This window comes from Streptomyces phytophilus (assembly GCF_013870535.1).
In the GTDB taxonomy this organism is placed as follows: domain Bacteria; phylum Actinomycetota; class Actinomycetes; order Streptomycetales; family Streptomycetaceae; genus Streptomyces; species Streptomyces phytophilus.
In genome coordinates, this window is the sequence record NZ_JACBXC010000079.1 from 1 (window position 1) to 11,897 (window position 11,897).

The window sequence follows — 11,897 nt, forward strand, 5'->3', positions numbered from 1 at the left end:
CGGCCCCGACGGCTCCGCCCGGGGCACCGCACCACGCGCCACCCCCCACCCCGGCCGCCTCGACCTCGCCGCCGAACAGCACCCCGAACAGCGCGCGGCCTCCTGACCGACCGCACAGACCCGGGCGGCCTCCCCGGCCCGGATATCCCCTCACCTCCGCTGCGACACCCCTTGGTGGTTCCGCAGCGGTGCCCGACGTCGCGTCCGCCCAGCGCAGCCCATCGGAGACCGTTCCCTTGCGATACATCACCACCCACGAGGCGCCGGCCACCGGCCTGCGCGGCATCGCCGACACCAGCTGGCACAGCCGCGGCGCGTGCTACGGCCTGTCCCCGCAGGACGCAGACGAGGTGTTCTTCCCGCCGCCGCGGGACCACATCGCCATCGCCGAGGCGAAAGAGCTGTGCGCCCTGTGCCCGGTGCGCACCGACTGCCTGAACTACGCGGTGGAAAACGGCCTCAAGGACGGCATCTGGGGCGGGCTGACCGAGGCCGAGCGGCGCCCGTGGCACGACGGGCTGCGCCGGCGACTCGATTACCGGCGCGTGCGCGCCTTCTTCGTCGGACGCGACGTGCACCTGACCGAGGCCGAGCGGCAGCTCGTCATCGACCACGCCTACCTGCGCGGCTGGCGGCCCGACCGGCTCGCCGCCGCCCTGCAGATCAGCCACCGGCACGCCCGGGACCTGCTCCGGCAAGCCGCCCTGAAGGTCTTCGACCGCGACCGCACCTACGGCGTCCCCCAGCCGAAAAGGAAGCGGCACAAGACCAGGCCGACCGTGGACGCTCCCGCCCCGAGCAGGCCCCGTACACGGCAGCCGATACCCCGCACAGCCGCATCGACCACCGCATCCGCCCCTGATGGAAAGGCCATATGACCGCGGCCCTGCCCTCTGCTTCCCCTCCGGAACCTGATCTCTTCGTCGCCACCGCACTGCTCGCCGTCTTCGCCATGGTGGTGACCGTCCGAGTGATCCGGCGGCGGAAGACCCATGTACATCGCGGCAGCGCGGCGGTCACGATCGCCGCGGTGGCCGCCCTCGGCTGCACCGCTTACAGCGCCGACACCTCCTGGCGGTTCGCCGCCGACTACCTCGACATGGCCGGCACCGCCGAACGCGCCGCGATGTTCGCCGCGGCCGAGCTGGCGCTCTTCGCGACCGCGCTGATGGCCCGCCAGAACCTGAGCACCCAGGGCGCACCCGGCCTGCCCGGCACCCTGGTCTGGATCATCACCGGCGTGCAGGTGATCCCCGCCTACGCCGAAAGCGGCCCGGTCGGCGGCACCGTCCGCGCCTTCGTCGGCCCCATCATGGCAGCGGTGCTGTGGCATCTGGCCATGGGCATCGAACTACGCCTTCGCACCCCCGGCGCCGCCTCCCGCTCCCTGATCGCCACCCTGGGGCGGGAAGCCCGCGAACGCCTGCTGTCCCGGCTGGGTATCGCGGCACGGGACCGCGACGCCGCGCAGATCACCCGGGACCGGGCCACCGATCGGGCGGTCGCCCTGGCCGCCCGCCTCGCCGAGCAGACGCCCGAACAGCAGCACAGCCGCCGCGGTCGGCGCCTGACCCGCCGCCTGTCGAAAGCACTCGGCAAAGCCGCCGCCGGCACCGACCCCCACCAGCGCGCACGCCTCCTCAGCCAACTCGCCGCCCGCCGCCACGCACTCGCCCTCGCCACCATCCCCCTCCCCTCCCCCTGGTCCCCACCCACCGCCGGCACCCCGGGCGCCGCGGTCCCCGAACCGACGGTCCCCGCCACCGGGGACCGGAAACCGAACCGGCTGCGGGGACCGGTCCCCGGTCCCATGGATAACTGGGTCAACCCGCGGACGGTCCCGGACCGGTCGGTCCCCGCGCCCGGTCCCCACGCTCCGAGCGAGGCCGGGGACCGGGGACCGAACCCGCCGCGGGGACCGGTCCCCGCACACGCACAACACCACCCGGGGACCGGCGCAGGAGACGAGGACCGTGAACCGGGGACCGCGAATACGCCAGAGCCGGGACCGGTCCCCGCACCCGCGGAAGACCACCCGGGGACCGAGCCCACCACCCTCCGGGGAGCGGGCCGGGACCGGGGACCGGGGACCGGGCGGCGCAAGAAGACGAACACGAAGAAGAACCGGGGCAAGCGCAGCAGCCGGTCCCGCACCCCCCACGCCCAGCGCCCTCAGGACCCGCCGTTGCCGGTGGACCAGCTCGTCCAGCAGGTGCGACCCCACGTCCCGGCCCTGCTCGCCCGCGACGGCAACGCCGCGATCACCCGCGTCCAGCTCCGCGAGATCCTTCGCCGCGAAGGACTCAAAGGCGGCCGGAACTCCCAACTCAGCCTCGCCCTGCGCGAACTGCGCAACGACAACCACACCACGACGACGAAAGGCCCCACATGATCAAGACCTGCGCCGGCTTTGCCGCCCTCCGGGCGAAGTATGAGCGGGAGATCGGCTACCTCACCGCCCACTCCGCCCGGCACAAAGGCCGGCCGGCAGCGAGATGCAGCGCAACACAGGCCGCGTCGATGAAGGCACGGATGGCCCGCGCCCTCAACGGCCACCTTGCACGCTGCCCGGAATGCGGCTGATGACGGCCCCGAACAGGAACACCCCCCAACGTGAGGGCGAAGTCAACTCGGTCTCGGGGCGAGCAAGTTGGGGCGGAAGCTACGCTTCCGCCGAACCCGCCCCCAAGGGGGCGGGCCCGGACCTGCACCGGGGGGCGCAGGTCCAGCAAGCTTCGACCGAGGGCGGATCGAAGCCGGGACAACAGGAGAAGCCGTCAGACCGCCGCGCCCGCCGACAGCGCGCCACCCGCACGCGACAGCGCCCGCGTCAGCCGCCCGAGAAGAAGCGCCTGCACCAGCCCAACACCCGCTTCAACGACGAAGAATTCGCCCTGATCAAGTCCGCCGCCGCCCGGTGCCACCTGTCCGTCGCCGGGTTCCTCGCCCGCTCCGCGCTCGCCGCCGCCCGCGACCTCGATCGCACCAGCGCCGAGATCGCCGACGAACGCGAAGTGATCACCGCCCTGTTCGACTGCCGACGCCGTCTCGGCTGGGCCGGCAGCAACCTCAACCAAGCCGCCAAGGCACTCAACTCCCAAGCGGACGCCCCCCAGCTCGAAGCGGCCGTCGCCGCCGTACAGCGTGCGGCCGACACGGTGCAGGAAGCCGCCGCACGGCTCATCGAGCGCCGCAGCTCGTGATCCCCAGCGTCAACGACTCGGGCTCGCGGACCATCGGACTCCTCGCCTACCTCTACGGCCCCGGCAAGGCCGAAGAGCACACCGACCCGCACCTCGTCGCGTCGTTCGACGGCATGTCCCCCGACCCCGGCCGCGACCCGAACGCCACCCTCAAAGACCTCCAGCAACTCCTCGACCAGCCCGTGATGGCCCTCGCCCGGCACTCCCGCCCGGCCAAGCACGTGTGGCACACCTCCGTGCGCGCCGACCCCAGGGACCGGGTCTTGTCCGACGAGGAATGGGCCGGCATCGCCCGCCGTATCGTCGCCGCCACCGGCATCGACCCCGGCGGCGGACAGCCCGGCTGCCGCTGGGCCGCGATACGGCACGCGGACGACCACATCCACATCGTCGCCACCCTCGTCACCGAAGACGGCCACCGCCCCGACGACTACCGCTCCGGCACCCGCGCACAGGCCGAAGCCCGCCTCATCGAGAAGGAACTCGGCCTGCACCAGGTCGCCCCTGGCGACGGCACCGCGGCACAGCGGCCCACCAGGGCCGAACGCCACAAAGCCATGCGCCAGGGCCGCGAACGTACCGCCCGCGAAGAACTCCGCGAAACCGTCCGGCTGGCGGTAGCTGGCACGACCGGCGAGGCCGAGTTCTTCGATCGGCTCGCCGACGCCGGCCTGCTGATCCGAACTCGTGCCGCGCCCTCCGGGGACCTCCTCGGCTACAAGGTCGCCCTGTCCGACGACCGCAACGCCCAGGGCGAGCCGGTGTTCTACCCCGGCGCACGCCTCGCCCCCGACCTCTCGCTCCCCCGCATCCGGGAACGCTGGACCGGCGACGCCCCGCACCAGGACGGCGGCCAGAACCCCCGGCTGCAAGACGACGACCGGACGGGGCCGGGCGCACCGGCGACCGCCCGGCGGAAGGCAGCATCTGCCTCGTGGCAGGCCGTGCTCGTCGTCGAGAGCGGGCCGGACGCGGTCGCTGCCGCTCACATCGCCGCGGCCGGCGAAGTCCTCGACGCGCTCGCGACGACGTCCGCCGCCCACACCCGCCGCGAACTGCGGGACGCGGCCACCGCCTTCGAACGCGCCTCGCGCTCCCACATCCGAGCGGTACGCGGACACGACCGCGCGCTGCGCCAGGCCGCCCGCGACCTCGTCCACGGCGGTCCCGCACTCGGCTACGGCGAGGACGGCGCCACGACCGCGATGGCCATCGACATGCTGTTCTTCCTCATCACCGCCGCCGCGCACTGGCACGCGAAGAAGGGCCACGCCCAGCAGGCCGCCGCCGCCCGCCAGGCTGCCGCACACCTGCGCTCCGCCTACCGGGCCGCCGCCCCCGCACCGCTGGCGACTCTGGCACAGCGCGGCCGGCGCCTTCCTCTACCGCAGGAGCGTCACCACGCCGCCCAGCTACGCGAGGCGCTGCCGGAACTGGCCGAGCAGATCCTGACCGAACCCGGGTGGCACGCACTCGCGGCGACCCTCGCCGACGCCCAACGTGCCGGCCACGACCCGACCGCCCTGCTGGCCCGGGCCGCCCGCCGCCGTGAACTGGGCACCGCGGATTCCGTCAGCGACGTTCTCGTATGGCGGCTTCGCCGCACGGCAAACCTGCCCCTGGAAACGCCAGAGCCCGCCACGAACGCCACACAGAACTCGCCACCCACGCCAAGGCCCTCTCCGCGTCGAGCAGCACGTACGGCACCCTCCGACAGCCGAACCACCAGGTCATAGTCAGCAACGGCCCAAGCGAAAGCTCGACGGCCACCGGCACCACCCCCGCGGACCGCAGACCTTCGAGCCGGAGACCCGCTGGCCTTGTTCACGACTACCGGCAGCGGTTGTTCACAACTGTCCTTCGACGATGAAGTCAGCCGGTTTCAGCACTCTGACCTGGCCCGACTGACTTCGTGGTCAAGGCGTCGGGGCGGCCGGGGCCCTGGCAGATGTCGCAGTAGGGTCCCGTCACCGCTCGTCAAAGCGACCTGAGGTTGACGCAGGGCCTCAGGCTGACACAGGGGGTGTCATCGGTCGGTCTCCTCGGCCAGGGCGCGCAGCATGGCGGCGGTCTGGGTGTCGGTGAGCCCAGTGCCGTCGGCGCGGCGGCGGGCGTCTTCGGCGGGGCCGCGCTCCGCGTCAAGGGCAAGGAGCGCGGCGGGCACGTCGCTGGCGGTTGTGGTCCCGGCTGGGTGGCCGAGGCAGATGAGCGGCTCGGGCAGGTCGGGACACCGGGGGCACTGCAGGTCGGTGGGCTCGTCCATCATCGGCTCCTCGGTGATCGCGGTGTTGAAGACCTCGGCCGCTATCCAGGCGCGGAAGTCGGCGAGGTTCATGGTTCACGGGCTGCGTGCGGCGGTGCCGTCCAATGCGTCGCCGGGAGGAGCTTCCCGCCCGACGAATCGAGTGACGAGGAACTGACCGCCACCGGCGACGTACTCGGACATCCAGTGCGGCAAGTCAGGGCACCCATCTGACGCACGTCGGCCCGCGATGAACCCGACATCACGAGTTCAAGTCCAGTAGCGGCAGTGATTGGGTTTGCAATTGAAGCTCTAGAACTGCAATGCAACCTGTAGCCTGACTGCAAGTGGCGCTTACACTCCACCTGAAAGTGGCGTGGAGGCGCCGCCCCACAGGACGGGCCGGCCCCGAAGGGCCGACCCGCAAACGGTGCCGCCGGACTAGCGGCTGAGCCAACCGATACCGATCAGGTCCAGGTAGAGCTGGCCCGTGGCGATCAGCAGGCTCCAGTACGCATAGTCCGGCGGTTCTCCTTGCCTCATATCTCACCTCCTTCCCCCGACCGGAGGGAGATGACTGGCAAGGATCAGCCGTCCGGTCAAACCCTAGGTGGCATATCTGACCGTCCTACGCCGTCGACCGGAAAGTCTCCGCTTCTCGCCAGATCTCGACCGACGACGCAAGAGGGCGACATCCAAACGCTCTATGTGCGTTCCTATCTGTCGATTATTGATCGACCTTCCCGGCACTCCGATCGTTCGGAACTTGCCAGTGGCATAAAGAATGGGCGAAGTGGCTCCGGACAGCGACGGCCTGGAGACGACCGGGGGCCCCGTTCGGCCACGGCTGGACGAGCCGGCGACGTACCGTCGGCCATCACCCGCCGCCCCGCGTTGAAGTCGTCGGACGTTCCGGTTGTCGTTGATCAGTTTGGCGCGCGGGCCCGCTGCCACAGACCATGGGCGCTGTCCGCCCGGATGACCACCGGGAACCAGGGACGGTCCTGCGATGTGCCGCATCGTTGTGGGAGCCGTAGGCCGCTGCGGGTGTGAGGAACACCGCGAGGGCATGCGGAAAGCCCGGCCTCCCGCGAACGGGAGACCGGGCTTTGCCGAGTTCTGGGCAGTCGGGAGCCCTGCTCGCCTACAGAACCCGGGTGCCGGCGGCGGGGACGGGAAGTGCGTGCTCTGGTCGCACGGTCCTCTCCGCGGTGGTGCCGCACGGCCGGTCAGGGTGCCGACCGGTGCTCTTCGCACAACGCGGCGGCCTGCACCCACCAGGTCTCGCGCAGCGCGGGGTTCTCCCGGGCCTGGCGGCACAGCCTGCGGTGCTCGCCCATCGGCCCGGTGAGCGGGGCCAGGAGGTGCGGGACGGACGGCCGCAGCAGGTCGGCGTAGTCCTTGCCGCCGAGGAAGACCACGTCGGCGTCGAACAGGCCACAGCCGCGGGTGTGTCCGGCCATCTCCTCCGCGGTGACCGCCCGCGTGTCGCCAAGGGTTACGTTGTACGGGTGCAGCGGCCGGTCCAAGGGGACGAGCCCGTGGAAAGCGGACGCTATGAGGATCAGGTCCGGGTGAGTCAGCGCGTCGGCGGCGGCCCGGAGCGAGCGGTGATAGCGCCCGGTGTACAACTCGCCAGCCGGCCAGCCGTGCCGCTGACCCTCGGGTATCGGGCGCTTCTTGTCCCCGCAGGCGATGATCACCACCTTGCGGCGGTGCACGTCAATACTCCCGCGCAGCCGGGCGTACTCGCGGCCCGCGGAGGTCAGGTACAACGAGCCGCCGATGGTCTTCCCCCAGTCGTAATCGCCGTGGTGCCACGGCTGCGGGAAGGGCGCGGCATACCCGGCGGCGTGGATGGCGGCCAGGGTGCGTCCGTTGAACCACGGCTCGCCCTTCCAGTACGCGCGGTCGTCGCGCCCGGCGACGAGTTGGTCGGGGCGCTGCGCGGCGGTGAGCACCGCCTCGTGCTGCTTGGCGGACAGCTTCGGCGGGAGGGACGGCAGGCCGGTGCCGGTATCGGCCCGGGGGTTGGCCTGCCGCCAGGAGCCCAGGGCGGCCCACCCGTTCTCGGTGAGCCGGTGGGTGCCGCCTGGGCCGCGGTGCGGGGCGATGAGGCCGTCGGCTTCAAGCTTGGCGAGCGCGGCGCCGTGGCCGGCGACGAGGCCGTTGTCGTGGGCGTTGAGGATGCGTGCGCCGGTCGGGGTGAGGGTCATCGCTTCGTCGCCTTCCTGTGGCCGGGGTGCGGCCGGTATGTGGATGGGGGGGGCGTCTCTCGGGCGGCGGGGCGGTGGCCGGCGTTGGGGTACGCGGTCATCGCGGCGTCGGCTTCGTCCACGGATGGCAGAGCTGATGGTGGGCGGACGATGTGGTCGGCTCCGTCGTGGCGAAGGCCGGCGCGGGATCCCCGGGGGTGCCGGGCGGCCCAGGTGTTCCGGTTCGCCTCCAGGCGGACGGTCAGCGCGTGGGGTTTCGGCGAGGCGGGCGGGGTCCGTGGGCGCCATTCCCACGTGAGGGCTCACGGCCCGGAGATGGTTATCGGGCGTACCGCGGTCCGCCCGCCTCTCCCGCTCCGGCCGAGAGCGGGGGCCTTCACCGCCGGACGGTGAACGCCTCCGCTCTCGCATCGAGTGGGTGTCGGCCGCCGGTCACCGTGGCCGGGAGCGGCCGAGGACGTGCCGGTAGATCGTCTGTGTGCTGACCCCGAAGGTGCGTGCCGTGGCGGTGACGGTGGTGCCGGGGGTGGCGAGCATGTCGCGGGCGCGGGCGATCTGCTTGTCGTTCAGCGGTGCTGGCCGTCGACGCGCGGGCGTACCGTCCTGGGCGGGGGTGGAGCGGAAGGCGACGGTGTCCTGGTACGGCGTGCCGGTGGCCATGCAGTGATAGACGCTCAGGAGGAACTTGCGCCCGAGCTTCCGCAGCACTGTGGCGTGCCCAGCACCGGCGGACCGGTGCCGGTCGTAGTACGACCGGGCCCCCGGAGAGTGGTTGATCAGGGAGAAGGCCAGCACGTGAAGCGTGCTGCGCAGGTTCTTGGAGGACGCCCGGCGGATCGAAACCCGCAAGGTCTGACCGGATGACCAGGTGACCGGGGCCATGCCGGCGTAGGCGGCCAGCGCGCGTCCGCTGCCGAACCGTTCGACCGGCCGGTCCCCGATCTCCGCCAGCAGGTAGGCGCCCAGGATGGCGCCGACCCCTGGAATGCGGGACACCAGAGGGTGATACGCATGGGCGGCGTAGTGCTGCTCAAGTTCGAACTGCAGGGCGTCGGTTCGCGCGGCGGCCTGGTCCAGCGCGGTGACCAGGTGCCGGATGTGCACGGCCTCGGCGTCTTCGACACGGGAGTCGAGGAGCATCGCGGGGCGGCTGAAGATCATATGGAGTCTCTCGGCTTCGCCTTCCACACTGCGCTGCCTGCCTGCCGCGCTCAGCAGGGCGGCCAGGGTGGCGCGGTCCAGCCGGGCTGCGGCCCGGGGAGTGGGGGCAGCGGCCAGGACGGCTCGTGCCTGGCCGCTGCGCAGCCCTCCGCTGCCGGTCGGCCATGCCGATACGGCGGCCGGCCAGATCCGCATCAACGCCGCCCGCAGGGCGTGCAGGACTTCGACGCGGTGGGCCACGGCCGCGCGGTGGGCGTGCGCCACGATCCGAAGTGCCTGTGCCTCCGGCGAGGAGGCCACGAGTGAACGGCTCTCCCCCGCCAGGGTCATCGAGGCGATCAGCCGCGCGTCGAAGCGGTCAGATTTGGCGGTCCCCAGGGCCGCGCGGTGGCGGGCGGCACGAGCGGGGTCCACCTGCACGACCTTCATTCCCGACGCCGCCAGCGCCCGGGCGAACACCAGGTTCACGTCCTCGATGCCGGTCACCGTGGCACGCCACCGGCGCGACAGCGGCGCAAGGAACTCCCGGTAGTGGGCGACGGGGTCCGGGCTCTCGGCGTAGACGATGCGCGTTTCCCCGACGACCTTCCCAGACCGGTCTAGGACAGCGAAGTCGAGCCACCGATCCGACCAGTCGCACCCGGCGACCAGCAACAAACCACCTCCCAGCGGAGAACGAAGAGCGTTTCCAGACGGCGAGCCAGACCCCGTGTCCTAGCCGGCGGGCGTCCACAGGAGCCGCTCGCGGGTCGCCTCGGGCACCACCCGGCGCAGGACCGACGCCGTCGAGCTGAGGGAGGCGGCGAACGCGGCCACGAGGTCGTGCGGGACGGAAGCGGAGAACGACGCCGCCCACAGGCACGGTGCGCCGGGTGCGGGCTGGGCCCACGCCTGCCATCCACCGGGTGCCGCCTCGTCAAGGCCGGTGGTCAGGGTGCGCGGGTCGGCGTCCTGGATGAGGGGCGGTACCTCACCGAGGCTGACGTGCGAGATGAACGTGGGATCCGTCGCCCCCGCGCCCTGGTCGGCGTCGCGGCGCCACCCGTGGGCGGTGACGGCGTCGAGGACCAACTCGGGGCGAACATGCGGCACCGCGGGGTGAGGGCGAGCGTCGAGGGCGGTGAGGAAGTCGGCCACCGCCTCGCCGGGCACGTCGGGCGTGAAGTAGGCCGACCACTGGGCCGGGCCGCTGGTGTCCGTACGGGCGGAGACCTGCCAGGCGATCGGCAGATCCCCCAGATGGAACGGCTCGTCCGCCAGCATCCACTGGGCCCAGCACAGGGAGTCCGCGCTGATGTGCAGCACGGTGCTGCGGATGACCTGGCGGTCCTCCGGCTCCTCCTCCGGCACCTGCCGCCCCCGGACAATCGTCAGGCTCGTCCAGCCCAGGCCGCCGAGCGCGTCGGCGACGGTGTCGTAGAGGCGGCCGTCGTCACCGGCCAGATGACGAGGACCAACCCAGTAGGCACGCTGCCCGCCGGTCGAATCGGACGGGTCGAGCGGGAAGCCGGAATACAGGGGCGCCTCCAGAAGGGCGGTCGGCTGCGGTTCAACCGCCGACGGTGCGGCGGGGACCTCGCGGGGGCGGCTGGACGGGGCTCTGCCAGGCCAGGACCACCGCGACCTCGGGCGGCAGATGCCCGAGCTGGCTGTCCTCGTCGCGCCCTTCGGCGAGGTAGACGACGGGCCGACCCATCTCGTCGACGGACGGCACCACCTGCGCGAGGCGGTGGGCCATCGGGAAGAACGGGTTCATCGCCTGACGGACCGGGGCGTCCCGGTCGCAGGCGGACAGCAAGTCGATGAGATCACCGACGGTCATCTCCGGGCACCCACCCGGCCGCAAAGCCTCGGAACTGGTCGAACAACCGTTGCCAACATGAGCCGCGGTCACGAGCAATCACCTCTCTGACCTGGAGGTGTCGGCAAGGTCGTCGATGTTGACATGGCCGCAACCCACTTGGCCAGTGATTCCGCGATCTTTCCTGTCTGCCCCTGGCGAACTCCTCCGCCAGCGTCCACCTGGGCCGGCGACCGTCTCTCCCGGCCACGGGGTACCCGGATCGGTGGTCAGGAGACCAGGAACCGACACGGGGCTCGCAACACCGTCGGACTCACCCAGCCCTCGTCCGACCGTTGTCTGTCGGTAGCGGCGCGCAGTGCGCCCTCGCACCGAGACCGGCGCCCGAAATCCGCAAAGGGCCGCTGCTCTGCCGCCTACCGCCCGGCGGCGGCCCACGTGGCGACCTCCGCACGGCGCGAGAGGACGCCGTGCGTCCGTGCTTCTCGACGAGCGGTGCCGGCGAGCGTGACGCGGGGCCGAGCTGGTCAGTCTCTGAGGAGCGCTGTACAAGTGCGGGCCCGCCCGGCGGCGTTACCCACAGGATCAGCGATCCGGTACACACCGCTCAACCACGCGCCGTAGGCTGCCAGTTGCGGGTGAGCGGTACCCGTGGAGCCCCTCTGGACACCCGACTGTCCAACAGAGGAGGCCACATGGGAAAACGCCGCAAACCACACAAGGGAGAGGGCCCGAGCTGGGGGTTCCTCACGTTCCTCGCCACAGTCGTGCGCATCGTGCTCGACTGCTGGAGGAACCTGTGAGAGCTCCGGCTCAGGCCCGTCTGCGGGCGGACGCACCAGCCTGGTAAGCAGTCGTCCGGCCCCAGGCCGCCTCCGTCAGGGGGCGGCCTCCTTCCTTCTCTGACGCGGAGTGGACTCTTATCGCCTAGAGCCAATCACTCATGACTGAAAGCCTTAAGAGTCGAACCGCATCGTCATTCAGAATAGCGCCAACAGATGAATCAATCCCGGGCTTCGGTCGATTCAGTCGCTGTCTTCACGCAAACCCCCAGGTCAGTGATGGTGTGAGGTCCCACTAGGTCTTGGACGGATTGGCTGAGTGGACAGCTCGGTGTCTCCGTCGAGGACGCGGTAACAGGTGTCCTCCAGGAGGACCGTCACGATCTTCCCGGCCTGTGCGGTGCCGATCCGCGGCCACTTGCCCATGATCTGGCGGTCCATGTCCGCCTTCCGCCGGGCAGTTCCGCCCCGCCCGCCCACCGGCTCACCGCC

At 71.5% G+C, this 11,897-nt stretch carries 11 protein-coding genes and 1 pseudogene; 6 read left to right on the forward strand and 6 right to left on the reverse strand.

What is annotated here, in order from left to right; translation table 11 throughout:
- From H5J30_RS37795 to H5J30_RS07275, 6 genes and pseudogenes are all read left to right on the forward strand, one after another.
- Nucleotides 1–106: pseudogene (locus H5J30_RS37795) on the forward strand (zinc finger domain-containing protein); the annotation flags it as partial.
- 130 nt (nucleotides 107–236) lie between these two features.
- Nucleotides 237–878, forward strand: coding sequence for a WhiB family transcriptional regulator (locus H5J30_RS07255; protein ID WP_181786329.1), 642 nt, complete (start codon nucleotides 237–239; stop codon nucleotides 876–878).
- Complete coding sequence (locus H5J30_RS07260) at nucleotides 875–2,392, forward strand: hypothetical protein (protein WP_181786330.1); 1,518 nt, start codon at nucleotides 875–877, stop codon at nucleotides 2,390–2,392. Before H5J30_RS07255 ends, H5J30_RS07260 begins: the two co-directional genes overlap by 4 nt.
- The gene (locus H5J30_RS07265) at nucleotides 2,389–2,583 is read left to right on the forward strand and encodes a hypothetical protein (RefSeq protein WP_220188633.1); all 195 of its coding nucleotides are present in this window, start codon (nucleotides 2,389–2,391) and stop codon (nucleotides 2,581–2,583) included. Before H5J30_RS07260 ends, H5J30_RS07265 begins: the two co-directional genes overlap by 4 nt.
- Nucleotides 2,574–3,203 (forward strand): plasmid mobilization protein, encoded by a 630-nt coding sequence (locus tag H5J30_RS36515; RefSeq protein WP_309505458.1) that lies wholly within the window; start codon nucleotides 2,574–2,576, stop codon nucleotides 3,201–3,203. Before H5J30_RS07265 ends, H5J30_RS36515 begins: the two co-directional genes overlap by 10 nt.
- On the forward strand, nucleotides 3,200–4,939 hold the full coding sequence (locus H5J30_RS07275; RefSeq protein ID WP_181786331.1) for a relaxase/mobilization nuclease domain-containing protein: 1,740 nt from the start codon (nucleotides 3,200–3,202) through the stop codon (nucleotides 4,937–4,939). Before H5J30_RS36515 ends, H5J30_RS07275 begins: the two co-directional genes overlap by 4 nt.
- A gap of 290 nt (nucleotides 4,940–5,229) precedes the next feature.
- On the opposite strand, the gene H5J30_RS07280 is transcribed toward H5J30_RS07275, so the two are convergent.
- The 6 genes from H5J30_RS07280 to H5J30_RS07305 form a co-directional block, all read right to left on the reverse strand.
- Nucleotides 5,230–5,538: a hypothetical protein gene (locus tag H5J30_RS07280; RefSeq protein WP_258563161.1), complete on the reverse strand. Its 309-nt coding sequence runs from the start codon at nucleotides 5,536–5,538 to the stop codon at nucleotides 5,230–5,232.
- A 1,136-nt stretch (nucleotides 5,539–6,674) separates the two neighbouring features.
- Complete coding sequence (locus tag H5J30_RS07285; protein WP_181786332.1) at nucleotides 6,675–7,661, reverse strand: DUF6884 domain-containing protein; 987 nt, start codon at nucleotides 7,659–7,661, stop codon at nucleotides 6,675–6,677.
- A 432-nt stretch (nucleotides 7,662–8,093) separates the two neighbouring features.
- Nucleotides 8,094–9,476, reverse strand: coding sequence for an IS110 family RNA-guided transposase (locus H5J30_RS07290; protein WP_181786333.1), 1,383 nt, complete (start codon nucleotides 9,474–9,476; stop codon nucleotides 8,094–8,096).
- Between the two features lie 60 nt (nucleotides 9,477–9,536).
- Nucleotides 9,537–10,352, reverse strand: a complete 816-nt coding sequence (locus H5J30_RS07295; protein ID WP_181786339.1) for an SPDY domain-containing protein — start codon at nucleotides 10,350–10,352, stop codon at nucleotides 9,537–9,539.
- 19 nt (nucleotides 10,353–10,371) lie between these two features.
- Entirely contained in the window at nucleotides 10,372–10,644 is a 273-nt protein-coding gene (locus tag H5J30_RS07300) for a hypothetical protein (RefSeq protein WP_181786334.1), read from the reverse strand.
- Nucleotides 10,645–11,678: 1,034 nt separating this feature from the next.
- The coding region (locus H5J30_RS07305) for a hypothetical protein (protein ID WP_220188634.1) at nucleotides 11,679–11,897 on the reverse strand (219 nt) is incomplete at its 5' end.